Origin of the sequence: Leeia sp. (assembly GCF_041909055.1) — a bacterium.
GTDB classification, from domain to species: domain Bacteria; phylum Pseudomonadota; class Gammaproteobacteria; order Burkholderiales; family Leeiaceae; genus Leeia; species Leeia aquatica.
The window spans coordinates 25383-50904 of the sequence record NZ_JAYREC010000004.1 but is presented as its reverse complement, the minus strand read 5'-3'; the positions used below and the strand labels follow the sequence as shown (position 1 = coordinate 50904).

Annotated in this window: 25 protein-coding genes and 1 CRISPR repeat array; of the genes, 12 read left to right on the top strand and 13 right to left on the bottom strand. The window is 61.4% G+C overall.

Annotated elements, in window-relative coordinates; genetic code table 11:
• Positions 1-4: 4 nt before the first annotated feature.
• Complete coding sequence (locus tag ACE3O2_RS11160; RefSeq protein WP_374337513.1) at positions 5-229, bottom strand: hypothetical protein; 225 nt, start codon at positions 227-229, stop codon at positions 5-7.
• Between the two features lie 3 nt (positions 230-232).
• Entirely contained in the window at positions 233-1486 is a 1254-nt protein-coding gene (locus ACE3O2_RS11155; protein ID WP_374337511.1) for a M48 family metallopeptidase, read from the bottom strand.
• Positions 1487-1630: 144 nt separating this feature from the next.
• On the opposite strand from ACE3O2_RS11155, the gene orn reads away from it, so the two are divergent.
• The 10 genes from orn (at position 1631) to ACE3O2_RS11105 (ending at position 11250) form a co-directional block, all read left to right on the top strand.
• Positions 1631-2176 (top strand): oligoribonuclease, encoded by a 546-nt coding sequence (gene orn / locus ACE3O2_RS11150; RefSeq protein WP_374337509.1) that lies wholly within the window; start codon positions 1631-1633, stop codon positions 2174-2176.
• A 21-nt stretch (positions 2177-2197) separates the two neighbouring features.
• Entirely contained in the window at positions 2198-3850 is a 1653-nt protein-coding gene (pgi, locus tag ACE3O2_RS11145; RefSeq protein ID WP_374337507.1) for a glucose-6-phosphate isomerase, read from the top strand.
• Positions 3847-4872: a nicotinamide-nucleotide amidohydrolase family protein gene (locus ACE3O2_RS11140; RefSeq protein WP_374337505.1), complete on the top strand. Its 1026-nt coding sequence runs from the start codon at positions 3847-3849 to the stop codon at positions 4870-4872. Before pgi ends, ACE3O2_RS11140 begins: the two co-directional genes overlap by 4 nt.
• On the top strand, positions 4869-6779 hold the full coding sequence (locus ACE3O2_RS11135; protein ID WP_374337503.1) for an ATP-binding cassette domain-containing protein: 1911 nt from the start codon (positions 4869-4871) through the stop codon (positions 6777-6779). The genes ACE3O2_RS11140 and ACE3O2_RS11135 overlap by 4 nt, the downstream gene beginning before the upstream one ends.
• An 89-nt stretch (positions 6780-6868) precedes the next feature.
• Positions 6869-7240, top strand: coding sequence for a 30S ribosomal protein S6 (rpsF, locus tag ACE3O2_RS11130; protein ID WP_168877056.1), 372 nt, complete (start codon positions 6869-6871; stop codon positions 7238-7240).
• Between the two features lie 16 nt (positions 7241-7256).
• On the top strand, positions 7257-7565 hold the full coding sequence (gene priB / locus ACE3O2_RS11125; RefSeq protein WP_374337500.1) for a primosomal replication protein N: 309 nt from the start codon (positions 7257-7259) through the stop codon (positions 7563-7565).
• Positions 7566-7589: 24 nt separating this feature from the next.
• Positions 7590-7817 carry a 30S ribosomal protein S18 gene (rpsR, locus tag ACE3O2_RS11120; RefSeq protein ID WP_168877054.1) on the top strand — a complete coding sequence of 76 codons (228 nt, stop codon included), beginning with the start codon at positions 7590-7592 and terminating at the stop codon, positions 7815-7817.
• A 22-nt stretch (positions 7818-7839) separates the two neighbouring features.
• Positions 7840-8286 carry a 50S ribosomal protein L9 gene (gene rplI / locus ACE3O2_RS11115; RefSeq protein ID WP_168877053.1) on the top strand — a complete coding sequence of 149 codons (447 nt, stop codon included), beginning with the start codon at positions 7840-7842 and terminating at the stop codon, positions 8284-8286.
• A 112-nt stretch (positions 8287-8398) separates the two neighbouring features.
• Entirely contained in the window at positions 8399-10027 is a 1629-nt protein-coding gene (locus ACE3O2_RS11110) for a methyl-accepting chemotaxis protein (RefSeq protein WP_374337497.1), read from the top strand.
• Between the two features lie 56 nt (positions 10028-10083).
• Positions 10084-11250: a DUF2863 family protein gene (locus ACE3O2_RS11105; RefSeq protein ID WP_374337495.1), complete on the top strand. Its 1167-nt coding sequence runs from the start codon at positions 10084-10086 to the stop codon at positions 11248-11250.
• On the opposite strand, the gene ACE3O2_RS11100 is transcribed toward ACE3O2_RS11105, so the two are convergent.
• The 4 genes from ACE3O2_RS11100 to ACE3O2_RS11085 all read right to left on the bottom strand — a co-directional run bounded on the left by ACE3O2_RS11100 (position 11234) and on the right by ACE3O2_RS11085 (position 16102).
• A complete protein-coding gene (locus tag ACE3O2_RS11100; RefSeq protein ID WP_374337493.1) occupies positions 11234-12451 on the bottom strand; it encodes a sterol desaturase family protein in 1218 nt (405 codons plus the stop codon). The genes ACE3O2_RS11105 and ACE3O2_RS11100 overlap by 17 nt on opposite strands.
• Position 12452: 1 nt before the next feature.
• Positions 12453-13124 (bottom strand): lysoplasmalogenase family protein, encoded by a 672-nt coding sequence (locus ACE3O2_RS11095; RefSeq protein ID WP_374337491.1) that lies wholly within the window; start codon positions 13122-13124, stop codon positions 12453-12455.
• Between the two features lie 85 nt (positions 13125-13209).
• The gene (locus ACE3O2_RS11090) at positions 13210-14238 is read right to left on the bottom strand and encodes an AraC family transcriptional regulator (RefSeq protein WP_374337489.1); all 1029 of its coding nucleotides are present in this window, start codon (positions 14236-14238) and stop codon (positions 13210-13212) included.
• Positions 14222-16102 (bottom strand): MFS transporter, encoded by a 1881-nt coding sequence (locus tag ACE3O2_RS11085; protein WP_374337486.1) that lies wholly within the window; start codon positions 16100-16102, stop codon positions 14222-14224. Before ACE3O2_RS11085 ends, ACE3O2_RS11090 begins: the two co-directional genes overlap by 17 nt.
• Positions 16103-16281: 179 nt before the next feature.
• Here ACE3O2_RS11085 and ACE3O2_RS11080 point away from each other — a divergent pair, with 179 nt between their 5' ends.
• Together ACE3O2_RS11080 and ACE3O2_RS11075 are read left to right on the top strand one after the other, a co-directional pair.
• Positions 16282-16467, top strand: coding sequence for a Lar family restriction alleviation protein (locus ACE3O2_RS11080; RefSeq protein ID WP_168877046.1), 186 nt, complete (start codon positions 16282-16284; stop codon positions 16465-16467).
• A 72-nt stretch (positions 16468-16539) separates the two neighbouring features.
• Entirely contained in the window at positions 16540-17652 is a 1113-nt protein-coding gene (locus ACE3O2_RS11075) for a metallophosphoesterase (RefSeq protein ID WP_374337484.1), read from the top strand.
• A 17-nt stretch (positions 17653-17669) separates the two neighbouring features.
• Positions 17670-19407: a CRISPR direct-repeat array (repeat unit 29 nt; unit sequence CGGTTCAGCCCCGCGTGTGCGGGGAACAG).
• A gap of 117 nt (positions 19408-19524) precedes the next feature.
• Here the strand turns inward: ACE3O2_RS11075 and cas2e are convergent.
• From cas2e to casA, 7 genes are read right to left on the bottom strand one after another with little or no spacing between them, the layout of a single operon-like run.
• Positions 19525-19821, bottom strand: coding sequence for a type I-E CRISPR-associated endoribonuclease Cas2e (gene cas2e, locus ACE3O2_RS11070; protein ID WP_374337482.1), 297 nt, complete (start codon positions 19819-19821; stop codon positions 19525-19527).
• A complete protein-coding gene (gene cas1e / locus ACE3O2_RS11065; protein WP_374337480.1) occupies positions 19802-20722 on the bottom strand; it encodes a type I-E CRISPR-associated endonuclease Cas1e in 921 nt (306 codons plus the stop codon). The genes cas2e and cas1e overlap by 20 nt, the downstream gene beginning before the upstream one ends.
• On the bottom strand, positions 20719-21474 hold the full coding sequence (cas6e, locus tag ACE3O2_RS11060; RefSeq protein WP_374337478.1) for a type I-E CRISPR-associated protein Cas6/Cse3/CasE: 756 nt from the start codon (positions 21472-21474) through the stop codon (positions 20719-20721). Before cas6e ends, cas1e begins: the two co-directional genes overlap by 4 nt.
• Complete coding sequence (gene cas5e / locus ACE3O2_RS11055) at positions 21471-22223, bottom strand: type I-E CRISPR-associated protein Cas5/CasD (protein ID WP_374337475.1); 753 nt, start codon at positions 22221-22223, stop codon at positions 21471-21473. The genes cas6e and cas5e overlap by 4 nt, the downstream gene beginning before the upstream one ends.
• 3 nt (positions 22224-22226) lie before the next feature.
• The gene (gene cas7e / locus ACE3O2_RS11050) at positions 22227-23276 is read right to left on the bottom strand and encodes a type I-E CRISPR-associated protein Cas7/Cse4/CasC (RefSeq protein ID WP_374337473.1); all 1050 of its coding nucleotides are present in this window, start codon (positions 23274-23276) and stop codon (positions 22227-22229) included.
• 14 nt (positions 23277-23290) lie between these two features.
• Positions 23291-23929, bottom strand: coding sequence for a type I-E CRISPR-associated protein Cse2/CasB (gene casB / locus ACE3O2_RS11045; RefSeq protein WP_374337471.1), 639 nt, complete (start codon positions 23927-23929; stop codon positions 23291-23293).
• Positions 23926-25497, bottom strand: a complete 1572-nt coding sequence (casA, locus tag ACE3O2_RS11040; RefSeq protein ID WP_374337469.1) for a type I-E CRISPR-associated protein Cse1/CasA — start codon at positions 25495-25497, stop codon at positions 23926-23928. Before casA ends, casB begins: the two co-directional genes overlap by 4 nt.
• Positions 25498-25522 lie beyond the last annotated feature (25 nt).

Here is a 25522-nt window from a genome sequence, read left to right as displayed (position 1 = left end):
GTGCTCAGGGCTTCGGTGCAGCAGCTTGCAGTTGCAGGTAGGTCAGCAGGTGGCGCAGCTCGACATCCTGTACCTGCACCCCGCTCAGCAAGGGCGCCGGTACAGTTATTGTGGTCGGACGGGTCATGCTGACCTTGATCGGTTCGACTTGCGGCTGGCAGCAGGTGGCTTGGGCGGCAGCCACACCACATGCCAGCATCAATGGAATCAGCAGTTTGAGCAGAAACATGGCTTAACCTCGTGCGGCATGCAGCGCAGCAATGCGGATGGCTGCAGGGGGGTGGGAATCATGAAACAGGGAGTGTACCGGGTCCGGCGTCAGCGTGCTGGCATTGTCGCGGTACAGCTTGACGAGGCCACTGACCAGTGCGCTCGCGCTGGCATGCTCAACAGCAAAGGCATCCGCTTCAAACTCATGCTTGCGTGAAAAGTGGCTGGAGAGCGGTGCCAGCGGCAGGGTGAACAGCGGCGCAATGCAGAAGAACAGAAAGAGCCCCAGCGAGGTATCGACCTGAGCCAGGCCCACGCCTTGATAGAACCAGGCTTGCTGCAAGGTCCACCCCGCTGCAGCCAGTGCAACAAGTGCCATCAGGAACATCCAGATCAGGCGCTGGATGATGTGCTTGCGCTTGAAATGCCCCAGCTCGTGTGCCAGTACCGATTCAATCTCTTCCGGGTTCAGGCGCTCCAGCAGCGTATCAAAGAACACGATGCGCTTGTTCTGGCCGAAGCCGGTAAAGTAGGCATTGCCGTGACTGCTGCGCCGGGAGCCATCCATCACAAAGACGCCGGAGCTGGCAAAGCCACAACGCTGCAACAGCTGGTGAATACGGGCTTTCAGGCCGTCGTCTTCCAGCGGCTTGAAGCGGTTGAACAGCGGCGCAATGAAAGTGGGGTATAGCGACAGCATCAGGACATTAAAGCCCAGCCAGGCCAGCCACACATACAGCCACCAGTACGCGCCCATGCTCTGCAGCAGCCACAGGGCGCCCGCCAGAAAGGGAATGCCCACCACGGCACCCAAGGCGGCACCTTTGACCATGTCAACCAAGAACAGCGGCAACGTCATGCGGTTGAAGCCAAAGCGGGCCTCCAGCCGGAACGTGCGCCACAGGCTGAATGGCAATTGCAGCAAGGATTGCAGCAGCAACAGGCTGACTACGGTGGCTACAGCATGCCACAGCGGTGAGCTGATCCACTGGCCCAGCACGGCATGCAGCTGCGCCATGCCGCCGCCCAAGGTGATTGCCAGCAGCCAAGCGGCATCCAGCAGGATGCCGAAGCGGGAGAAGCGGGCTTTGGCGACCGTATAGTCGGCGGCCTTCTGATGATCCGCCAGGCTGATGTCTGCGGCAAAATCAGCCGGAACAGCAGGGCGGTGAGCCTGTACGTGCCGAATCTGGCGAGACGTGAGCCACCACTGGAGCCCGGTACTGATGGCAAGCAGGGTAATGATCAGGATGGAAAACCAGTTAAGCGTGGTCATGGTCAGGTTCAGGTGCGGATACCCAGCGGAAATGGGGGCAAGGTACGGTAAATCAAGCCCAAGGCAAGGCTAAAGCATAGGGGCCGGCCACGGAATCAGGTAGAATGAAGGATTGTTTTAGCAAACCGCTGACTAGGATACCCCATGTCGAACAATAGTAGCCATCTGATCTGGGTGGACATGGAAATGACCGGCCTGCAGCCGGACAGCGACCGCATCATCGAGCTGGCCGCCGTGATTACCGACGCCCAGCTCAATGCCATTGCAGAAAGTCCGGTGCTGGTGGTGCACCAGAGCGATGCCGTGCTGGATGGCATGGACGCCTGGAACAAGGGCACCCACGGTAAATCTGGCCTGATCGACAAGGTAAAGGCTTCGGTGCTGGATGAGGCGGAGGCTGAGGCACGCATGCTGGCGTTTCTTGCCGCGCACATACCGCAAGGGGTGTCGCCAATGTGTGGCAATTCCATTTGTCAGGACCGCCGTTTCATGGCCCGCTGGATGCCCAAACTGGAGCAGTTCTTCCATTATCGCAATCTGGACGTCAGCACCCTGAAGGAACTGATGAAACGCTGGAAGCCGGAGCTGGCCAAGGGGCTGACCAAGCATGGCAAGCATGAGGCGCTGGCAGACATCTACGAGTCGATTGAAGAGCTGAAATACTACCGTGAGCACTTTATCAAGCTCTGATCGCCGCCTGCCCCTGCCCGCATGAGCCGTTACGTCATCCAGCACACCCCGGTCTGGCAAGCGTTGATCCGCCACCATCGTGAGGCGGCGGATTGGCACATGCGTGATCTGTTTGCCCGTCAGCCCGACCGCTTTGCCCGCTTTTCGCTGACGGCTGCCGGCTTGCGGCTGGATTACAGCAAGAACCGCATCAACGAAGAAACCATTGCCCTGTTATGCCAGCTGGCCCAGGCCGCACGGCTGCCACAGCAGATGCAGGCCATGCGGGCGGGCGCGCCGATCAATTACAGCGAGCAGCGTGCGGCTTTGCATGTCGCCCTGCGCCATCCGGAGCGGGAGGGCTATACCGTCGCCGGGCAAGCGGTGATGCCGCAGGTACATGCGGTGCGCCAGCAGATGCGGGTGCTGGTGGATGCGGTGCGCGCTGGCCAGTGGCGGGGGTATGGTGGGGCGACGATCACCGATGTGGTCAATATCGGCATTGGTGGCTCGGACCTGGGGCCGCGCATGGTGGTGGAAGCCTTGCAGGCACCCGAAGCACTTGGCCCTCGGGTGCATTTTCTGTCCAATATCGACCCCGAGCAGCTGCACCGGGTGCTCAGTGGCCTGAACCCGGCGCGCACCCTGTTCATTGTGGTATCGAAGTCGTTCACCACGCTGGAAACCCGGCTCAATGCCGAGGCCGCACGAGCCTGGCTGCTGGCAGCGGCCCCCGATGAATCCGCCATTGCGCAGCACTTTGTTGCGGTGTCCAGCAATCTGGCGGCGGTACAGGCGTTCGGTATTGCGCCGGCACAGACCTTTGCCATGTGGGACTGGGTAGGGGGGCGCTACTCGGTGTGGTCCGCCGTTGGCCTGTCGGTGGCGCTGGCCATCGGCATGGATGCGTTTGATGCCTTTCTGGCGGGTGGTCACGCCATGGATGACCACTTTTTCAATGCGCCCTTGGCGGAAAACATGCCGGTGCTGCTGGGCTTGCTTGGCATCTGGTACAACACCTTCTTCAAGGCGCATACCCACGCGGTAATGCCCTATGTGCACGGCCTGCGCAGTCTGCCTGCGCACTTGCAGCAGCTGGACATGGAATCCAATGGCAAGCGCATCGGCAGCCATGGGGAGCGTCTGGGGTTTGATACCGGCCCGATCATCTGGGGCGATGTGGGTGTCAATGTGCAGCACGCTTTCTTCCAGTTGCTGCATCAAGGCACTCGCCTGATTCCGGCAGACTTTATTGTCTGCGTGAACAGCCTGCATGAGCATGGGCTGCATCAGGATCACCTGTTTGCCAACGGTGTGGCACAGACCGAGGCACTGATGCGCGGCAAGACCCGGGAAGAAGCCCGGCTGGAGTTGCAGCAGTCGGGCGTGGATGATGCGACAGCACAGCGGCTGCTGCCGCACAAAGTGTTTCCCGGCAACCAGCCGAGCAACACCCTGCTGCTGGACGCCCTCACCCCGGCAGCACTGGGTGCACTGCTGGCCCTGTATGAGCACAAGGTGTTTGTGCAGGGCGTGATCTGGGGAATCAACTCCTTTGACCAGTGGGGCGTCGAGTATGGCAAGCAGCTGGCGCAGGAAGTGATGGCAGAGCTGCAAGGGCAAGGGGCGGGCGAGCATGATGCTTCTACTCAGGGGCTACTGGCTTGGCACCGACAACTGAGGCAACCCACATGAGCCAGGGGGAAGCGCAACGGCTGGTGCACATCCGGTTGCTGGCCGCGCAGTTGGGCCAGGCTTTGCAAGAGGCCGGCTGGACACTGAGCACGGCGGAATCTTGCACCGGTGGCGGTATTGCCGCAGCGGTGACGGACATTGCCGGTAGTTCGGCCTGGTTCCATCAGGGCTGGGTGACGTACAGCAATGCGGCCAAGCACAGCTTGCTGGGGGTTGAGGAGGCTACCCTGATCGCTCACGGCGCCGTGAGCGAAGCGGTGGTGCGGCAAATGGCCGAGGGCGCTCGTCTGCGCAGCGGGGCGCAACTGGCGCTGGCGGTGAGTGGAATTGCCGGGCCGGGGGGCGGTTCCGAGGCCAAGCCGGTAGGGACCGTCTGGCTGGCCTGGGCGCTGCCAGACAAGGTGGAGGCGGTGTGCTGTCATTTTCCGGGTGATCGCATCACGGTCCGCCAGCTTGCCATCCAGCGTGCGCTGGAAGAAGCGTTGCGCTGCCTGCAGTCGGTGCCGCGCCTGCGGTTGCTGGACCTGTCGGATAGCGCGCAGGCTACCGCCTTGTGGACGGTGCAGCAGGCCGCGTACCGGGTCGAAGCGGGCTGGTTGGGTGTGTCCGACTTTCCGCCACTGCGTGAAACCGTAGCCGAGGTGCAGGCCTGTGGTGAGCACGTGCTGGGCTGCTACCTGGATGAGGTGCTGGTGGCCGCAGTGGGCTGGGAGAGCCCGGCCCCCCAGCAACGTGCGATAAACCGCTTGGTGGTACACCCGGACCATTTTCGCAAGGGTTTGGCGCGGCGCCTCTTGCAGGCTGTCTTGCAAGGGCAGCAGCAGGTCCGCGTGACGACCGGTGTTGCGAATCTGGCGGCTATTGCGGCCTACCGGCAGGCCGGGTTTACCTTGGGCGGGACCATGACCACGCCGGATGGCGTTGCCTTGCAGCACTTGCATTATGTGGCTGCCCATGCGGCTGCAGGTGAAGATGAATTGAACAGGCCCGCCAATCTGGCCGGGCAAGAGCAGGGATCATGATTGTTATCAAAAAGCTGGGTTTGCAGCGCGGCCAGAAGGTCTTGCTGCAGGACGCCAGTGTGACGGTATTTCCGGGGCAACGCATTGGTTTGATCGGGCATAACGGCTGTGGCAAATCCAGCCTGTTCAGTCTGCTACGCGGCGAGTTGCACCCGGATCAAGGCGATGTCTCGATTCCGGCAGGTTGGGTGGTGGCGCATGTGGCGCAAGATACGCCCGCGCTGGATTGTTCGGCGCTCGACTATGCGCTGGATGGGGACCGCGAGCTGCGGCAGGTGGAAGCCGAACTGGCGGCGGCGGAGTCTCGCCATGATGGCGAGGGTATCGGCCATTGCCACGACCTGCTGCGCGCGATCGACGGTTATACCGCCAAGGCGCGAGCCAGCGCCTTGCTGCATGGGCTGGGGTTTACGGATGCCCAGCTGGATGCGCCGGTCAAATCCTTCTCGGGTGGCTGGCGCATGCGGTTGAATCTGGCGCAGGCGCTGATGTGCCGCTCAGACCTGCTGCTGCTGGATGAACCGACCAACCACTTGGACCTCGAAACCGTCATCTGGCTGGAGAACTGGCTGCAGCGCTATCCCGGTACCCTGCTGCTGATCTCGCATGACCGTGATGTGCTGGACAATGTGGTGCAGGGCATCCTTCACCTAGACCAGCAACAACTGATGCTCTACAGCGGCAACTATGCGGCGTTTGAACGCCAGCGCAGTGAGCGACTGGCGCAGCAGCAAGCCTTGTACGAGCAGCAACAGCGACAAGTGGCACACCTGCAGTCCTATATCGACCGCTTCCGCGCCAAGGCCACCAAGGCCCGCCAGGCACAGAGCCGCATCAAGGCGCTGGAGCGGATGGAGCAGGTGGCGGCGGTGCATGTGGAGTCACCCTTTCAGTTTGAATTCCTGGAACCGGTCAGCCAGCCGCAACAGCTGCTGAAGCTGGAGCAGGTGGATGCGGGCTATGGCGACAAGACCATCTTGCGCAAGGTGGACCTGCAGGTGCTGGACGGTATGCGTATTGGCCTGATCGGGGTCAACGGGGCAGGCAAGTCCACCCTGGTCAAACTGCTGGCCGGTGTGATGCCCCCACTGGCGGGGCAAAGACTGGAAGGCAAAGGCCTGCAGATTGGCTATTTTGCCCAACAGCAGCTGGAGCAGCTTGACCCCGATGCGTCGCCCTTGCTGCATTTGCAAAGGCTGGACCCGCAGGGGCGTGAGCAGGAGTTCCGCAATTTCCTCGGTGGCTTCATGTTTCATGGTGATATGGCGACCGGGCCGGTGCGGCCTTTTTCCGGTGGGGAAAAAACCCGGCTGGCGTTGGCGCTGCTGATCTGGCAGCGCCCGAACCTGCTGCTGCTGGACGAACCGACCAACCACCTGGATCTGGAAATGCGGGACGCGCTGACACTGGCGCTGCAAGCGTATCAAGGTGCGCTGATTGTGGTGTCGCACGACCGCTACCTGCTCAAGACCACCACCGACCAGTTCTGGCTGGTGGGGAATGGCCGGGTGCAGCACTATGAGGGTGACCTCGACGACTACCGGGATTTCCTGCAACAGCAGCAGCCCCTGGCAGCCAACGACAATGTAGTCGATGCCGCGCCGTCGGTAGACCGCAAGGCGCAGAAGCGTGCTGAAGCGGAGCAGCGGCAAGCGCTGGCCAAGCTGCGCAAGCCGCTGGAAAACAAACTGGCCCGCCTGGAGCCGGAGCTGGCTGCCCAGCAGGCCGAGCTGGCCCAAGTAGAGGCGCGGCTCAATGACAGCAGCCTGTATGAGGCTGAGCAAAAAGCGGCACTGCAGCAATGCCTGCAGGCACAAGTCAAACTGAAAGGCAGTCTGGCGGAGCTGGAGGAGCGCTGGCTGTCGTTGCAGATGGAGCTGGAAGCGATTAACGAATCGGTATTGTGAAATTTTGGCAGCATCGCTATAATGCTGCGTTTAGCCAAACCTTGCCTGACCGAAACGCATACGGCAGGCTTTTTCCATAAGGAGCATATATGCGTCATTACGAGATCGTTTTCATCGTCCACCCGGACCAAAGCGAGCAAGTGCCGGCCATGGTCAACCGTTACAAGACCCTGATCACCGGTAACGGAGGCCAGATCCATCGTCTGGAAGACTGGGGCCGCCGTCAGCTGGCTTACCCGATCCAGAAGATCCACAAGGCACACTATGTGCTGATGAACATCGAAATCAACCAGGAAACCCTGGATGAGCTCGAACATGCTTTCAAGTTCAACGACGCCGTGCTGCGCCATCTGGTTGTGAAGATGGACGAAGCCGTGACTGCCGCTTCCCCGATGATGAAGGAAGAGAAGTCCAAGTCGCTGATGGACAACGCAGAAAGCAAGGCAGAAGCACAGGCCTGATCACGGGTCAGGGCAAATGCAGGTCAGCAATCAGGTTCTGCTGCGTGGCAAGGTTCAGGAGCGTCAGGTTCTGGCCTATACCCCGGCGGGAACACCGGTAAGCCGGTTCCAGATTGCCCACCAGTCGGTTCAGGTGGAGGCGGGCAGGCAGCGTGAGGTGCAGTGCACCATCGAGGCGGTAGCCCTCGGTCCGCTGGCAACAGAGCTGGATCGTTTGCCGGGGGATGTGGAACACACTTTCAGTGGGTTCCTGGCTGCCAAAAGCCTCCGCTATCCGCGACCGATACTGCATGTGACTGCCGTGTTGAACGAAACAAGCATATAAACGAATTCAGACAAGGAGCGAGAAATGTCTCGTAATCTGTTCAAGCGCAAAAAATTCTGCCGCTTTACCGCGGAAGGCATCAAGCAAGTGGACTACAAGGATGTGGATCTGCTGAAGGATTTCATCAGCGAAAACGGGAAGATCATCCCGGCCCGCATCACCGGTACCAAGGCTCGCTATCAGCGTCAGCTGTCGGCCGCGGTCAAGCGCGCCCGCTTCCTGGCCCTGCTGCCGTACACCGATAACCACTAAGCGCTGAAGAGGTCATTCCGCCATGCAAATCATTCTGATGGAAAAAGTAGCCAACCTCGGCCAACTGGGCGATGTTGTGAAGGTGAAAGACGGCTACGCACGTAACTTCCTGATCCCGACTGGCAAGGCTCGCCGTGCGACCGATGCCAACCTGAAGGAATTTGAAGCACGCCGCGCTGAGCTGGAAAAGGCCGAGGCTGCCAAGCTGGCCGAGTGCCAGGTGCGTGCCGAGAAGCTGGAAGGCTTCGTGCTGGAGCTGGTGCAAAAAGCAGGTGTGGACGGCAAGCTGTTCGGTTCCGTGAACAACGTTGACATCGCTGAAGCGCTGACCGCCGCTGGTCACGCTGTAGTGCGTGCCGAAGTGCGCCTGCCGGAAGGCCCGTTCAAGGCCATCGGCGAGTATGCTGTGGTTGTGGCCCTGCATCACGATGTGACGGCCAACATCACTGTGAACGTGCGCCCGGCCTGATCGGCATACCGTTCCTTGCAAAAAGGCCGCCTGGTGCGGCCTTTTTGTATTTCAGCGCCCCCCCTTCTAAAATCAGACGTGAGCACATCCACAATAACGGGGCTGCTGTCTTATGAAATCATTGAGTCTGCAGCGCAAGCTGCAATTGCTGTTCATCCTGATCGCAACCATATCGGTGGGCGTTTTTTCGGTACGGGGTGCCTGGCAGAGCCGGCAAGAGGCATTGGCGCGCATTGATGGCCGGCTGGAGGTGGCGGCAAACGCCTTTGTCTATATTGCTGCACCTGCCTTGAGCTTGCCGCCTGTGGGTCAGGCGGACCTCAAGCTGATGCGCAAATTGTCCGAACAATTGACCACCTATGCCAAGCAAGCAAAGCTGCCGTATGTGTATGGCTTCGTCCAGCGCGACGGCAAAGTATTCTATGTGCTGTCCTCGCTGAGTCCTGAGGAAGAAAAACAGCCAGACAAGCAATCCTATCTGGAGCTCTACCCCAACCCGAACCCCGGCCTGCTGCGGGCATTCAGCACCCGGACCACCCAGTTCTATGAATACGAAGACGAGTATGGCCAGTTCCGTAGCGCCTTTGTGCCAATCACCTTGCCCAGTGGTGAGACGTTGGTGGCGGTTGCCGACGAGAACCTGGCCTCGGTGGGGGAGGCCATCCGCAGTGGTATCTTGACCTCTCTGCTGCTGGCTGGGGTGGTCCTGGGTAGTGCCATTCTGCTCTCCTTGTTGCTGGGGCAACTGGTGGCCCGGCCACTGCGGCACCTGCAGACCGCGATGGCCAACCTCAGCTCCGGTACGGGCGATCTGACGGCGCGTTTGCCGGAATCACGGCAGGATGAGCTGGGAGACATTGCCCGGCATTTCAATCAGTTTGTCAGCCAGCTGCAGCACATGCTTCGCTCCGTGCAGGATGAGTCGGTGCGCATGGAGCAGGGGAGTCAGCACATTGAGCAGATGACGCAGACCATGTCTGCAGAAACCAGCCAGCAGGCCATGATGGCGCAGGAAAGCGCTGCCACTGTCGAGCATGTCAGCCAGCGGATCATCCAGGTTGCCGAAGGCGCGCGCGAGGCAAACCATGCCATGCAGGCGATGCAGGATCGTTCGCAGGACAGTATGCGGGTGGTGGCGCAGCTGACCCTGGACATGCAACAAATGTCGCAATCGGTGCTGCAGCTGTCCGAGCTGGTCGCTCGGGTGGAAAACCGCTCGCGTTCCATACAGGACGTGGTGGGTGTGATCCGTGAAATTGCCGACCAGACTAACCTGCTGGCCTTGAATGCCGCCATTGAAGCCGCACGCGCAGGGGAGCAGGGGCGAGGCTTTGCGGTGGTGGCTGATGAAGTACGCAAGCTGGCTGAGCGTACCAGCCAGGCAACCATCGAAATTGGCAACATGATTGGGCAGATGCAGGGCGAGACGACCACTGCAGCCAGCCAGATGGCCGATACTCGTCAACGTGTGCAGCTGGGGGTCAGCAGCGCGGAAGGCGTAGCAGACAACATCAAGGACATGCAGACCGGGATGGCGCAAGTGGTGAGCCAGATTGGCCAGATCAGCGAGGCGACGGCCGAGCAATCCCGGGCCGCGACCGAGATGGCCAGCACGGCTGAGAGCATCAGCAATATGGCTAAAGAGAGTGATACCGTCTTCCAGCAAGCCGCGATGGTGGTGCAGGATCTGCGTCAGTTGTCGCGGCGTCTGCTGGAAATGGTGGGGCGTTTTACCTTGTGAGCACGGCTTGTCTGTGTGCGGCGGGGTATAATATCTGATTTGCTGAATGGTCCATCATGCCCCGTTACCGCCCGCAACGCCCCCACGCACAGCCTGAATGGGTCGAATCCTTGTCGGCCTTGGTGCTGGCCGCTGCCGAAGCGCGCTCCGAACTGGAACGGCGCGGCTGGGTGCCTGCTCTGGAAGCGGCTGTGGTGAATGCATTGCAGCAGCAGGGTGAGGCCAGCCTCAATGGTTTGCTGGAGCATTTGTTGCAGCAATCCCCCACCGCATACGATATTCTGATCGGGATGCTGGAGTGGGTGGCTGCAGCCATGCCGGCAGCGGGGGGCGGACAAGTTGCGCTGCTGATGCTGCCGGTATTGAGTTGGTCGCGTTTCGCCTTGCCGTCTGGTGGCGTGGCCCCGGACACCCTGCAGGCCTTGGAGCAGGCATTGCGGCAGCATGTGCTGGCAGTGACCGGAGCGGTACGCTGGCTACCGCAGTGGTTGAGCCCGGATCAGCTACCCGCCCATTTTGGTGAAACCCGTGCCTGGCTGTCGCAGTGGCAGGGAAGCACCAGCCCGGATCTGTCGCTGCCTGCCCGCATGCAGCAGGAAAGCCAGTCCTTCCTGTCGGATATTCGCTGCCTGCTGGCCGTGGTGCACGTGCCAGAAGGGCAGCCGCTCTATCGCTGGCAGCCGGGTAGCAAGGAGCCTGCGACACGGGATGCTGCACTATCAGCCTGGCAGCGGGAGGCAAGCCATATCGTGCGCCCCCTGTTCAGCGGTTGTGGTTATGAAGTGCTGGCGCCAGACGTACTGTACTCCGCGTGGAAGCAGGCGGATTGGGCCGCTCGCCCGTTTTCCCTGCGTGCCGCCATCCAGTTCATGAGCATGACGCTGGACCTGCCCGCAGCTGAACTGACGGCAACCGTCATTGGCTGTCATGAGCAGGAGCTGGTGGAGTATCGGGTTGGCCTGTTGCGCCCTGATGATGAGCAAGTCTGTTATGGCATGGCGTGGTCACTGATGGGCGAAGCACCTGAAGACAGCTCCGCGCTGGATGACATCCGCGCTATCCTGCGTGAGCAGGGCCTGCATGATGTGCGAATACTGGATGGGGCGTTTCCCCTGGAACAGTGCGAGGACTGTGGCACGGCCTTGTATGCCAACCGCGAAGGGGAGCTGCAACACCCCGAGATGCCGGAAGGCAGTGCGTTGCAGACTAGTCACTTGCACTGACAGCGTGTACCGGGGCGGTTGGGCGTGTGGCGATGCGCAGCAACCACAGGCCTTGCAGGCCAAGCAGTGCCAGTACACCCCACCGCACCGGGGGTGGGGTAAACCAGGCCATCCAGGCCGTCAGCAGCAAACGCCCGGCTTCCAGCCGGTGGGCCCATGTGTGCTGGCTTAACCAGAAGCCCAGGCTCAGTACCCCCAGCAGCACAGCCACCAGAACCCCGGTACCCACAGGGTTGCCCAGCCCCGGCCACCGCACCAGCCAGAGCAGGCCGGACAGATAGCACAGACCGAACTGAACCCAGGCATAGGCTTGCCAGGCACCGGGCAAGACAGGGTCATGCTTGCGAAACGCGGCAGGGTCCCAGCTGAGGTCAATGCCTTGCGGCGTCCAGCCTGGCGGGCGCAGCCAGACCTGCAGTTTATCTCGCCATTGTGTCAGTGAGCAGGAAGCCCGCAGCAGGCCCAGATAAACCTTAAGGTTGGCAACCAGGGGGTGCCAGCTATGCAGGGCGCCGCGTACGCCATAGATCGGGCGATCATCCTCACGCTCGTCTGCATAAGTACCAAACAGGTGGTCCCACACCATGAGGAAGCCGCCATAGTTACGGTCGAGACAATAGGCATTCTGACCATGATGCACACGATGATTGCTGGGTGAGCCAAACACCCGGTCGAACCAGCCCAAACGCCCCACCAGCTCGGTATGAATCCAGAACTGATACAGCAGGTTCAACGAGTAGACCGCGCCATACAGCGCCACCGGAATGCCCAGCAGCGCCATCGGCAGATAAAACAGCCAGCCAAACAGGAAGGTGGTACTGGGTTGGCGTAGCGCCGTGGAGAGATTGTAGTCTTCACTCTGATGATGCACGCTGTGGGCCGCCCACAGCAGGGCAATGGTATGCCCCAGCCGGTGGTGCCAGTAGTAGCAGAAGTCGAACAGCACAAATGCCAGCAACCATACCCATGCTGCGCCAGCGGGCAAGTGTAGCGGGGCGAGCTGGCTGACCCAGAGATAAGCACCAAGGCCAATGCCAGCAGTCAGTACATTAACGATCACTGACAGCAGGCCCAGGCTGATGCTGCTGATGGCATCGTGACTGCGATACACCTGCTGTCCACGGCGATGACTCAGCCAGGCTTCCAGTAACATCAACAGCACGAAGAGCGGCGCGGCCAGCGCAATCAAACGGGTATCCATCTCAATCTTGCTTTCTCAGCACGTGCAGTAAACCGGTCACCAGCGCCCATTGACCGATGTAGTAGCTGGGCCAGGTCAGCCAGCCGCTTTCAAAGCCAGGAAACCACCCTGCAAAGTGCGTTAGCCCAATCAGGGCGTCCGATACCAGATAGCTGAGTGCCCCCAGTGCGATGGTGACGTTGCCCGTACGCTGGGCTATCAGCGCCATCGCCAGCAGCACCGACATATAGATTGGCACGATCACGCGTAGCAGCACGGGCTGGCTTAGCCATAAGCCACGCAGCACCAGGGTTCCCGCCAGCAAGGCCAGCAACAGGGTAAACCCGGCCAGCGCCGGGTTGAGCCAGCGGGGCTGACGCCAGGCACAGAACAGGCGCAGGTTGATCAGATGACCAACCAGAAAAGCCGCGACGGCGGGAATCAGCCAGTCCTGCCGCTGTACCCTGGCCCATTCCAGCAGGGCATCGCCGGTCGCATGGGCCAGCAAGGCGAGCGGGATCAGTCGGCTCAGCCCCTGCGTATGAGGCCAGCACCAAGCCGCCAGCGCGAGGATGGCACCGGTTTTGGCGGCTAGCGTCCAGACCGACGGCGGCAGGGCATGGCCAACCCAAAACAGCGTAGCGAGCAGCAGGGAGGCAACGTGCCACGGGGCCAAGCGGGAAGGTGAGCGCATGGGGCGACTTCAGCAGGAAGACAGCCTCCAGTGTAGGAGGATGGCGCGATACTGCATCGTGAATTGCTGCCAGCTGCTTGGTAATTCACGCCAAATGCGTTGGCGTAGTGACCATGGACTGGCGATACTGTGCAGGTGAGCACCCCGACCACAGGCGGAAGGCCTTGCTGAATGCACTTTGCTCGGCGTAGCCCAGCAGCAAGGCGATGTCCAGCACACTGAGCGCCGGGTTGGTCAGGTGCTGCCGTGCCAGTTGGTAGCGGGTCTGGCTGAGCAGGGTCTGAAAGCCCAGCATCTGCTCGGCCAGCCGTCGTTGCAAGGTACGCTCGGTGGTGGCCAGCTGGTGGGCGACCGCTGCCAGCGTAGCTTCTCCCAAGGGCAGACAGTGAAGCAGGGCATGCTGCACCTGACGGGCGAGGTCGGGCTTGTTCAGGTCTTGCAGCAAGGCTTCGGCTTGCTGTTGCAGCGTCTGGTGCAGCACGCTGTCGGCCTGTGCCAGCGGCAGCTCAAGGTAGCTGCGCGGGAAACTCAGGCTGTTGCAGGGGGCGGCAAACTCCACCGGGATACCAAAGAAATCATGCCATGGCTGCGGGTTTGCCGGGGCAGGGGCTCGCAAGGTGACCCGGCTGGGGGACTTGCATTGCTGGGTAATCCAGCAGCCGAAACGGTACCAGCCGCCAATGATGCTGTCCGTTACGGCCCTGAAGCCAGGATGATCCGCAGACCAAGGCAGGTCTGGCGCAACCTGCTCTGGCGCCCACAGCAGGGTGACGTCATCGACTTGCTGCTGGATCAGCTCAATGGGCTGGCCGAAGTCAAACACCAGCTTGCCATAGCGCGGGATCAGCGGTAGGACATCCCCCAGGGTGCGGCAGGTCATGGCTGCGTAACCGAGCGCGCCAAACGCACCGGGTTTGATGTGCTCGGCAAAACGCAGGCCGACATCCGGCTGGGTGTCGGCAGCGCGAGCAAAGCCGTCTACCACTTGAGCAAACGGCACCCGACTACGCGAGTCACGCCACTCGGCAGGGGCGCTGCCGGGTTGTAGCCAGTTGTGCAGCGCGTGCAGGAACAGCCCGCTGGCGCTGGCGGTCAGCTTATTGCCAGTCACCACGCAGGGCGGCCACTTGTTGCTGCAAGCCCGTTGCGCTGACTTCGGCTGGGGGCACCGGAGCTGCCGCCTTGAGGGCGATACGGAACCAGACCCGGCGCGGAATGCTCAGCATGGCCTTGCCATAGCGACGCGAGAAGAAGCTGCCCCACATGCCGCACAGTGCCATCGGCACCACCGGTACCGGGGTGCGGGCCACAATCTCTTCGATGCCGGTACGGAACGGCGACATCTGCCCATCGCTGGTCAGGCGGCCTTCCGGAAAAATGCAGACCACTTCCCCTTCGGCCAGGGCGGCGGCTACCGCATCAAATGCCCGCTGCTTGGCATCCGGGTCTTCCTTGGCCGGGGCAATCGGGATGGCTTTGGCGGTCTTGAACACGAAGCGCAGGACCGGCACTTTGAAGATATTGTGGTCCATCACAAAACGGATCGGGCGGCGCACACTGCCGGCCAGAATCATCGCATCCATGAAGCTGACATGGTTGCACACCAGTACGCACGGACCTTCTTCCGGAATCTGCTCCAGACCTTCGTGACGGATACGGTACATGGTGTGGGTGAGAATCCACACCACAAACCGCATCAGGAATTCCGGCAGCAGGGTGTAGATATAGGCGGCCACCACCAGATTGAGCAGGGCGGTGATCAGCAGCACCACCGGGATGCTGACATGGAAATGCGCCAGCACGGCAGCAAAGGCCGCCGAGAGGATCATGAACAGCGAATTGAGAATGTTGTTGGCCGCAATCGCCCGCGAGCGGAATTCCGGCTCAGTACGGGATTGCGCCAGCGCATACAGCGGAACGATGTACAGCCCGCCGAAGATGCCGATCAAGGCAAAGTCCGCCATCAAACGCCAATGGCTGGCATAGTGCACGAACTGCCACCAGTCCAGACGGCTGGCGGCCATTGCCGGAGTGGCGAAATACAGGTCAATGCCAAACAGGCACAAGCCCAGTGAGCCAAACGGCACCAGACCCAGCTCCACCTTGCTGCCGGACAGCCGCTCGCACAACATGGAGCCTATACCCAGCCCGACTGAAAACAGCGTCATCAGCAGGGTGAAGACCGTCTCGTCGCCATTGAGCACCAGATCGGCATAGGAGGGCAGTTTGGACAAGTAGATGGCGCCCAGGAACCAGAACCAGGAGATACCCAGCAACGCCAACCAGACCGGGCGATTGCCGCGCAGGTGATTGACGATCTGCCAGCTCTGCCGGGCCATGTTCCAGTCAATCTTTAGTTCCGGAATGCTGCTGGGTGCAGCGGGCATGGCGCGTGAACTGAGGTAGCCCAGCACTGCACATAGCAGCAGCGCGGAGATCAGGGTGGCGTGGTGGCTGTCCATGCCGACCAGCAAGGTGCCCGCCACCTGACCGAGGATGATGGAGATGAAGGTACCCATCTCGATCATGCCGTTGCCACCAACAAGCTCATGCGGGCGCAGGTACTGCGGTAGCACACTGAACTTGAGCGGTCCGAACAGGGTCGAATGAACCCCCATCAGGAAAATGGTGCTCATCAGGATATAGCCGTTGTTCAGCCAGAACCCGGCAGCGGCCACCAGCATGATCAACACTTCCAGCAGCTTGACCATGCGGGCGATGCTGGCTTTATCGTACTTCTCGCAGATTTGGCCACTGGTCGCCGAGAACAGCAGGAAGGGCAAGATGAACAGTGCGGCAGTCAGCTGGATCAGTACCTCACCGGAGAGGCCGCTCAGCCGCAAGCCGTGAAAACTGATCAGAACGATGATGGCGTTCTTGAGCAGATTATCATTGAAGGCCCCCAGAAACTGGGTCAAAAACAAGGGCAGGAAGCGGCGGGTACGAAACAGGTCAAACTGGTTCGGATGGTGAGACATGTTGGGACCTACTCCACGAAGCCTGAGGCGACATCGGCATGGTAAAGCACAGCGCAGCAACGCTGGCTATGATTTTACAAGCGCTGCGAAAATGATCCAATAAGGTATTGAAAAATGATGCTAATGCCCATAGTTTGTTTTTTGGTGCCACATTTGTTTGAATACAGGAGTCCTGCCGCATGAGCGATGCCGTTAGCCCCAAACCCTGCCCCCGATGCGGTGCTGCGGGTGAAATCCGCAAAGCGGGTTCCAACCGGGTGTGGGTACAGTGTGCCAAGTTTGGCAAAGATGGCAATTGTTCCGCCATCAGCCGTCCGGAAGCCAACAAGAAGGACGCCATTGCCAGCTGGAACCGCATGAAGTAAAGGTTCTGGCGCACGGTTCTGTAGCAAGGCCATGTTAAACCACCGAATCCGTACGCCCATTCTGGAGTAGAAATGCCCCCGCGTCGTGTTGTCATCACTGTACTGACTTTGCTGCTGCTGATGCATGGCTGGCTGGCGTGGCGTCTATTGCCCCAGCTGCCTGTAGCTTTGATGATCCTGCTCGGGGTCTGGCTGTTGCTGTCCACCCCGCTGATTGCGCGGGGTCTGCTGGCGCGTGCCAACAAGCGGCAGGATGGTGCTTCGTCACTCGAATGGCTGGGTTTGCTGTCGCTGGGCTTGTTTTCCACCCTGATGGTGTTGTCCCTGTTGCGCGAAGTGTTACTGTGGTTGCCGGTACCGCCAGCCTTCACCGTCTGGAGTGCCTGGGGTGTATGGCTGATTGCGCTGCTGGCTTCAGCGATCGGTTTGATGAACGCACGGCGGCGGGCCAGGGTGGTGACCGTTGAGGTACCCATCAACCAGCTGCCGGAAGACCTGCAAGGTTTCCGCATCGTACAGATCAGCGATATCCATGTGGGCCCCACCATTCGCCAGCCTTACCTGCAAGCCATTGTGGATGCGGTGAATCAGCTGCAGCCGGATGTGGTGGCCATTACCGGGGATCTGGTGGATGGCAGCGTTGAAGCCCTGTCAGCCCACACAGCGCCGCTCGCCGAGCTGCAGGCCCGCCACGGCAGTTACTTTGTCACCGGCAACCATGAGTATTACTCCGGAGCCGAGCCCTGGGTGGCGGAAGTCCGCCGCCTTGGCATCACCGTCCTGATGAATGAGCATGTCAAGATTCAACAGGGGCAGGCGCGGCTCGCCGTGGCCGGCGTCACCGACTACACTGCCCACCAGTTTATCCCGCAGCACCGCAGCGACCCCCATGCCGCCATCGCAGGAGCGCAGGATTGTCATGTCAAAATCCTGCTGGCCCACCAGCCCCGCACTGCGCCACTGGCTGCCGAGGCGGGCTTTCACCTGCAACTCTCCGGCCACACCCACGGTGGCCAGTTCCTGCCCTGGAACTGGCTGGTGCCACTGCAGCAACCCTTTGTCGCTGGCCTGAACCGGCTGGCCGACATGTGGATCTACACCAGCCGCGGCACCGGCTACTGGGGCCCGCCCAAACGCTTCGGCGCCCCCTCGGAAATCACCCTGCTTAAGCTGGTACGCGGGTGATCTGGCACGTGCAATAAAGGTTTGACCATGCGGGTGCGGGGAACAGAGTTCGCCCTGGGTGGTATGGCCGTCAACGTTCGGTTCAGCCCCGCGGGTGCGGGGAACAGCAGGCCGACCCACGCAGGTTGCCCAGATTCCACGGTTCAGCCCCGCGGGTGCGGGGAACAGTCAGCGAATACCAGCGTCGGGAAATCTTGAACCGGTTCAGCCCCGCGGGTGCGGGGAACAGAATGAGGCATTGTTCAAAGTAGCACCGTCAATCGGTTCAGCCCCGCGGGTGCGGGGAACAGGCCAGCGTGTGGGGTATCCGGCAATTCCAGTTCGGTTCAGCCCCGCGGGTGCGGGGAACAGGTGTTGAATCGGGCTCCGTGGATTTTGGTGATCGGTTCAGCCCCGCGGGTGCGGGGAACAGGCGTCTCTCGTGCCTTTCGCTAGATCAAACAGCGGTTCAGCCCCGCGGGTGCGGGGAACTGGCCAGCGTGTGGGGTATCCGGCAATTCCAGTTCGGTTCAGCCCCGCGGGTGCGGGGAACAGAGCTTACGTCAATTAAAGAAGGGCTACCATTACGGTTCAGCCCCGCGTGTGCGGGGAACAGCTTGACCTGTACCAAAGTACAGCATGACGGGGCGGTTCAGCCCCGCGTGTGCGGGGAACAGGTACTGGTTTACGCCCATGTAGCTGATCACGCCGGTTCAGCCCCGCGTGTGCGGGGAACAGATGTCGAGCGCAAGTTCGGTAGTCACATGGTGCGGTTCAGCCCCGCGTGTGCGGGGAACAGTTGCCGTCCGGGGTTTTATCCTTTTTCAAATCCGGTTCAGCCCCGCGTGTGCGGGGAACAGTGACCGCCCTCCAGCACCACCATCTCATCGACCGGTTCAGCCCCGCGTGTGCGGGGAACAGGGCCCCGCCACCGCTACCGCTGCCACTGGTGCCGGTTCAGCCCCGCGTGTGCGGGGAACAGGTTTTCAAGCTGCTGCTTGGCGTCTTGAAGCTCGGTTCAGCCCCGCGTGTGCGGGGAACAGCCTGGCGCCGAAAATAGTATCGTTTACTGATGCGGTTCAGCCCCGCGTGTGCGGGGAACAGTCGGCGGGGTGGTTATTCGACAATCACATAGTCGGTTCAGCCCCGCGTGTGCGGGGAACAGGATTGTAAACTGGTCAGGCATCACAACCTGCTCGGTTCAGCCCCGCGTGTGCGGGGAACAGGCGATGGCTGGCAATCTGGCTTCTCGTCAGACCGGTTCAGCCCCGCGTGTGCGGGGAACAGGTTTTTGGTGCGCTCGGTCTCGGTGGTGCGATCGGTTCAGCCCCGCGTGTGCGGGGAACAGCCACGCAGCGTGGCGTTGATGCGCTTGCCGTACGGTTCAGCCCCGCGTGTGCGGGGAACAGGCAGCTGGACCAGTTCTTCTGTCTCGGACAGCGCGGTTCAGCCCCGCGTGTGCGGGGAACAGCTCTATCGTGTACTCGTTCATTGCCCGCCCTCCGGTTCAGCCCCGCGTGTGCGGGGAACAGTGACGACGAACGCGCTGCAAGGGCTCTGTGGGCGGTTCAGCCCCGCGTGTGCGGGGAACAGTGTTATCAAATAGCGGGTCGAATCGCTCCCAGCGGTTCAGCCCCGCGTGTGCGGGGAACAGGCCTGCGCACAGCCCAAAGATGAATGCGGCCTCGGTTCAGCCCCGCGTGTGCGGGGAACAGATCAAGCCTGACAAGCCGAGCCGACATAGCGGCGGTTCAGCCCCGCGTGTGCGGGGAACAGTCTAATTGCACGCCTTTGTTTCCAAAGGAAATTTTCGGGGTGCATTTTTCTACCGGGAACCGGCCGGTAGTGTAACGGTTTTCAGCTTGTTAAAGAATGGGGGCTTCAGGTGCGTATTCAGGTGGTGGTCGGGGTATCTGGTGGGTGGAAGGACACCAGTTTCGCACCATCGAGTTCGACAGGCATGCGCCGGTTTTTACCGAGCGTGGCGAATTCGAACCCAGCCTCATTATTGGCTTGCCAGGCGATCACGGCATTGCCGTCCTCCAGCCCGGTTTCGACCTGTTGCCACAGGTAGTCACGTACCTTGCGGCTGTAATTGCCTACGTATACCCCGGCGCGGATTTCCAGCAGCCAGATGGCAAGCCGTCCACGCAGCCGGGGCGGGGCGTTTTCAAGTACGATGACCAGCATCGCCCAGTCCTGGCGCTTCCGGTATGGCGGCTTCTACCACACCGTAGTTTTCGGGGACACTGAGGCCTCCGGCCTGCAGTACCTCTTCAATATCCGGGATGATGCGCTCCAGCAGCCGGGTTTTGCGGAACATGTCCCGGCAGCGCAGCCGTACGGTGCGTTCGTCATTGTTGCCAGTGGCGTGGACGGCGACGGCGAAGGCGGCGGGGACGACAGTTTCGAATTTGTAGAGGTCTGCAATATCGTAGACAAAGGACAAGGGCTTGCCGCTGTGGATGAAGCCTATGGCCGGGGCGTAGCCTGCTGCCAGTACGGCGGCTTCCACCACACCATACAGGCAGTGGTTGGCGGCGGAGAGGCAGCGGTTGACCACGTCGGCGCTGTCCCAGTCTTCCGGGTTGTAATTGCGGCCCTGCCAGCTTATGCCATACTGCTGTGCCAGCAGTTTGTACAGGCTGCGGACTCGTGCGCCTTCGATGCCCCTGAGCTGGTCTACACTGCGCCGCTGCGGGGCTTCTTCGCCAAAGCGGCGGCGGAACATGTCGCGTACCACCTTGAGCCGGGCGTCGTCATCCAGCGCTAGTCGGGCTTGGTAGAGCAAGCGGTCGGCCCGGGCGCCGCCGGGCTGGCCTGCAGAATAGAGGCGTACTCCGGCTTCGCCCACCCAAACCAGTAGAGTACCGGCTTCGGCGGCCAGTTTGCAGGCGGCGTGCGAGGTACGCACGCCGGGCTCCAGCATCAGGCAGGCGACCCCGCCCAGCGGGATATGCGTGCGGATGCCGGTGGCGTCGACGGCGACAAAGGCACCGTCGAGCACATCCAGCTGGCAGCGCTCGATGAACAGTACCGATAGCCGTTCCTTGATCGGGATCGGCTTGAGTTTCGGTAGCGGGTCGCTCATCGTACGCGCTGCACCAGCAGCAGGCCGCAGCCAAAGGCCAGGGCGTGGCCGAGTCCGCAACCGGGTTGGCCGAGCAGGGCTTGCCTCAGCTTGCCGGAGTCGGTGACTTTGGCCAGGCCTTGATAGTCGATGCTGCTGAATTGAATATGCTTCTCCTTATTGCGCAGCTGATGCTGCTGGTAGCGGCTGAGCTGGATGACAGGGAGGCTGTCTGCCAGACCGGGCAGATCATCGTCTGCTTCCGGGGTGTCGATCTGTAAACCCCATTGGGCAAGCCGCTGCAATATCCAGCCTCGTGCCGCCAGGTCAATGTGCTGTTGCAGGGCTTGCCCGGCAAGGCCCGCTGTTTGTCCTGATCGTTTGGCGTGCATCAGAACATCGTGTCGTTGACCATGAGGGCGACGTACCATGCCGGGTTCGCGCGGGCGTGACACGGTGAGGGCAGGGTTCGCCCGCAGGCTGAAGCGAACAGTTTCGCCCACTGCCAGCTCGGGCTGGTAGGGTTTGCTGTCGATGTGAATGCTGTCGTGCCAGGCGAGTGGGCGCTGTGGCGATACCAGGTAGTATCGTAAGCCCAGCTGCTGCGGGTCCGGTTCTGCGCGAAAGCGAAAACGGGCCGGGGCGGTGTGTTCTGGAAACAGTTTCCATACCAGCTGGTGATCCCGGTAGGCGTCGCCGGTTCCGGAGAGGGGCGGCAGTTGGGCCAGTGCTTGCGGCGGGATGATGACGCGGGAGAAAAAATAGTCACTCATTGTCCTGCCTCCGCCAGATAGACATGCTCCTGCCGGGGGGCAAATTGCCAGCGGGTGCGGGACAAGGGCTGATCGTGCCGGGTCTGCACCAGCTGCTGATCCATACCCGCTGCCGTGATGCGCTCATCCCAGTAATAGCGGGCCGGGGTCTTGCTGTACAGGGCAGGGGGCAGGTCCAGCCTGGCGATGCCAGGTCTATCAAGCAGGGCATCAGTCTGCCGACTGTCCAGCGCCGCTTTCAGGTTGGCATAGCTAGCCACTTTCGGGTCCAGCGGCAGGGCGGGCGGGCAGGCTCGGCGTCCGAGGAACAAGGCAAATGCCGGTTCCTGCAGCGCTGCTGCCAGCTGTGCCAGCGTATGGCTGGCGTGTTCAGTCAAGCAGACGGCGACCGTTACCAGGCAATCACAGTGGTACTGGCGACGGCTGAGGATGGTGTTCAACTTGGCCTTGTCGCGCATTTCTTGCTGGCGGGTGCGATAGCGGAATTTCCTGGGGGCATCGGGCCACTGTACGGTGTGGTAATCGCGCAGCGGCAGGCTAGCGGCAGACAGCTTGACCCCAAACAACACGCTGGCGTCCAGCCTGGCTTGCGCCGCTTCGTCCTCACGGGTGATGCCCAGCGCTGCTGCCAGCAGCCCCAGCAGGGCGGAGCGGCTGGGGTAGGGCGCGCTGGGGCGAACCTCCCCCACCGCCAGCTCGCCCCAGCTGGCCAGGGGGCCATAGAGGCGGAATAGCAGATAATCTTGCATGGCTTACTCCGCAGCAAAGTCCAGCATGGACCGCAAACTGCCTTCTCCCGCCAGTACATTGAACTCACGGTGTGCTTCGGCGCAGGCACCATATACCTGATCCATATGCTCCCGCGTGCGACGCAGTGCGGCGATCCCCGCATCGGCTTGCTGCTGACCGGTCAGCGGCTGCAGGAAGGCCAGCGACAGGCTGCGCGGCTGACGGTTGCCGCGTTCCAGCAGGGCGTAGTGGGCATAGGCACGGCTGCCGTAGCTATTTTGCTTGCCGCTGGGGGCTACGGTCAGTGCGGATTCAATCAGCGCCTGAATGGCTTGGTTGACCAGCTGCGCATCGCCCAGCGAAGCTTGAAGTTGCTCCCGGTTGATGCAGATGTATTGGTAGAACACGGCTGCACCAAACTGGGCTTCGCCCAAGTGGGCGGCACCGGGGTCATTCCGGTTGAGGTCATCCACCGCGGTGAAAAAGTCATCCTCCGGTACGCAGGGGTGGATGCTGATGGCATGTGCCACTTGCACGGCGGCTTCTACATTGTGATCTGGCTTGCTGGCCAACATGCGGCCAAACAGGGCAATGTCCACCGCGCTGCGCTGGCCCAGCAGTGCATCCAGCTCTTCGCTGGTCGGGGCCCGTTTCTCGGCAATCAGGGTCGCTTGCAACTGTTGCAGACGCTCGATTTCACTGGGGGAAACATGTACCAGCTGTTCAATGTCGTATGAGCTATCTTTTTTCAAGGCACCATAGACGGTAGCCAGCTTCTCGGCGCACTCGCCGGCCAGCTTGTCACTGAAACCGGCCAGCTTGAAAGCGGCATAGGCCTGGCTGCCCAACTGTTTGGTGCGAGTGCCCAGCTTGCCTTCGGCCTGACCAATCTGGCTACCCAGCTTTTCAGCAAACACATCCGAAGTACGCCAGGCGCGCTTGAGGCTTTGTGAGGACACCCGCAGGCGGAGGGCCCCCCCCATCACGGCGGTCTTGGGGCGGCCCAGATCGTCCCGGTTCAGGTTGGAGGGCGGGTAGGAAATCAGGCTGTGCAATTGCAGGAAACGGCTCATGGTGTCGGCTCCGGTCAGGATGGGGAAACGGTTGCGGGTTCAGTGGCGCTTGCCGGGGTTTCGGCGCGGGCGATGCGGTAATATTCCTGCGCCCAGCGTACTTTCAGGCGTTGATCGGCGGGGCGGGTGTAGTCTGGCTGGCGCATCTCGTAGAGGCATTGCCACAAGTCCTTGGCCAGCCCGCCGACATGGGCGGTGCCGCGCAGCAGGTCCAGCGCCCGGCGCATCCGCTGGTACAGCTCGTCTTCGGTGCGGCTGTCCAGTAATTGCCGGAAACGCAGCTCGCTCATGGCCGGGCGATTGCCTTCAACGGTATTGCCCAAGCGACGCGCCAGCTTGCTCTCCCCGAAGTCATGACTGTTGATGTGGGACAGCACACCAGCAATCAGCGCCAGTGCATCCAGTGGCACGACAATCTCCAGCTGCTCCAGCTTGTGGGCCAGCAGGTGCAGGGCAGGTTGCAGCAGTACGTCTTCAGCGTGGGCACAGCGGCGCAAGTATGCGCGGTCACCCCGGTTCAGATCGGTATAAGGGGCGAAGCGCTGATGGCGTAGCGGGGCGTCAAGGGCCAGGTTTTCGGGCTGCATGGCTCCCCACCAGCGCTCGCATTGCTGCGCCAGTGTGGCGAGCTGTCCTGAATCCAGAAATTTCATGCATCTACCTCCTCAGCAGTTCGGGCAAGTTCCCACAGGGCTTTGAATGGTTTGGTGTGCCAGGTGGCACTGCGCACAGCTTGCTGCGCCTCAATGATTTCTTTCAGGTCCATGTTTTCAGACGGTGCCGCCAGCACCCACTGATCAAACAGGTCCAGCAGCAGCTTGCGGGTCTGGTGCAGCCACTGGCGCAAGGCTTGCCGCAAGGGCTCCGCAACAGACAGATAGCTGGCATCGTCGAAGGTGGCCAGTTGTTGCACCAGCGCATAGAAGCTGGTTTCGCTGGCGTGCCAGTAGCTTTGCTCGACGGCGGGCTCCTTGCCTGGCTGATTGCGCGCTTTGCGTACCTGATCCCCCAGGATCGACGCCCCCATCTGCGCCGCATCCAGCACCTGCTGTACCTGATTGGTAAACCAGGTGGGGTCCTCCAGCTGCAGGTTGAACAGAGGCAGGCTGCTGTCGTGCCAGGCCAGTGCCTTCATATTGTCCATCTCGTAGCCAAAGCACCACAGCCGGGGCGGGCGGCGGCCTTGCCGGAGTGCAGGGCGCTTGTGGTCACGATAGTCGCGGACCACATTTGCCACCTGTGGCTGTTTTTCCCGGCCATGACACAGTGCCAGCCAGTGCCGGTAGCCGCGGGCGGCATAGCTGCCCTTGAGGGAGAGCGGCGGTTTCTGGTCCTTGGGGTCATGCTGGTAGGGGGTGAGCGGGTGTTGCCACGGGCCGGTGTAATTGATGCCATAGTTGCGGGTGCGGTAGTGGCTGTACAGCGCAGCATGGGCTTGCTGGCACAGTGCGCAATGCCTGCCCTGGCTGGGTGTGCTCAAGCGGATACGACGCGGCATGCTCCAGTAGGGGTGTAGCGGGGCCATGTCGTCCGGCAGGGTTTCAACGCCGGTTTTGTCGCTGGTGCGGGTGCGGCCCAGCCACGGCAGCAGGGTGGCATGGGGCTGGGGGAGGCTGTCCAGCTTCAAGGCTTCTGCGGGTAGCACATTCAGCCATAGCTTTTGCCACAGTGTGCTGTCTGGATCATCCGGCATCAGCAGCGTGGTCAGCGGCCCGCCACCGCGCAGGCCTGTGCGATGCCCGACGCCGCCAGACGGTGCATTGATTTGCAAGGTGAACAGGGCGGTGGCAGTGCATGCCGGACACAGCCCTTGCCAGTCTGTGGAGGGCTTGAAGAACAGATTGGAGTCTGAGCCGAGGTCGATCAGCAGGTCGGTAATGGGTTTCTCCGCGCCATCCAGCAGAGGGTCCTGATCCTGCATGAACAGTGGCGCTTCGCCATCCAGCTGAAACGCTGATTGCCAGCCGTGCAGGGTGGCTTCCAGTTCAGTGCGGCTGGGCGGATTGTGCCAGCGTACCAGCCAGTCATCGTGGTCCTCAGGCAGTAACGCCATCTGCAACAGACCGATCAGCAGCTGGTACTGCGCCGCGCGGAAATCGGCACGAGGGGCGTGCAGGTCAGCTACATCGGGGTTCACGATGTCCAGCACACTGCCGGGGCTAAGGTGCTCGTCATGGCCACGCAGGGTTAGCCATGACGCTGCTGGGTCTAGCAGATTCATGATGATCATGCTCCTTGTAAAGCTT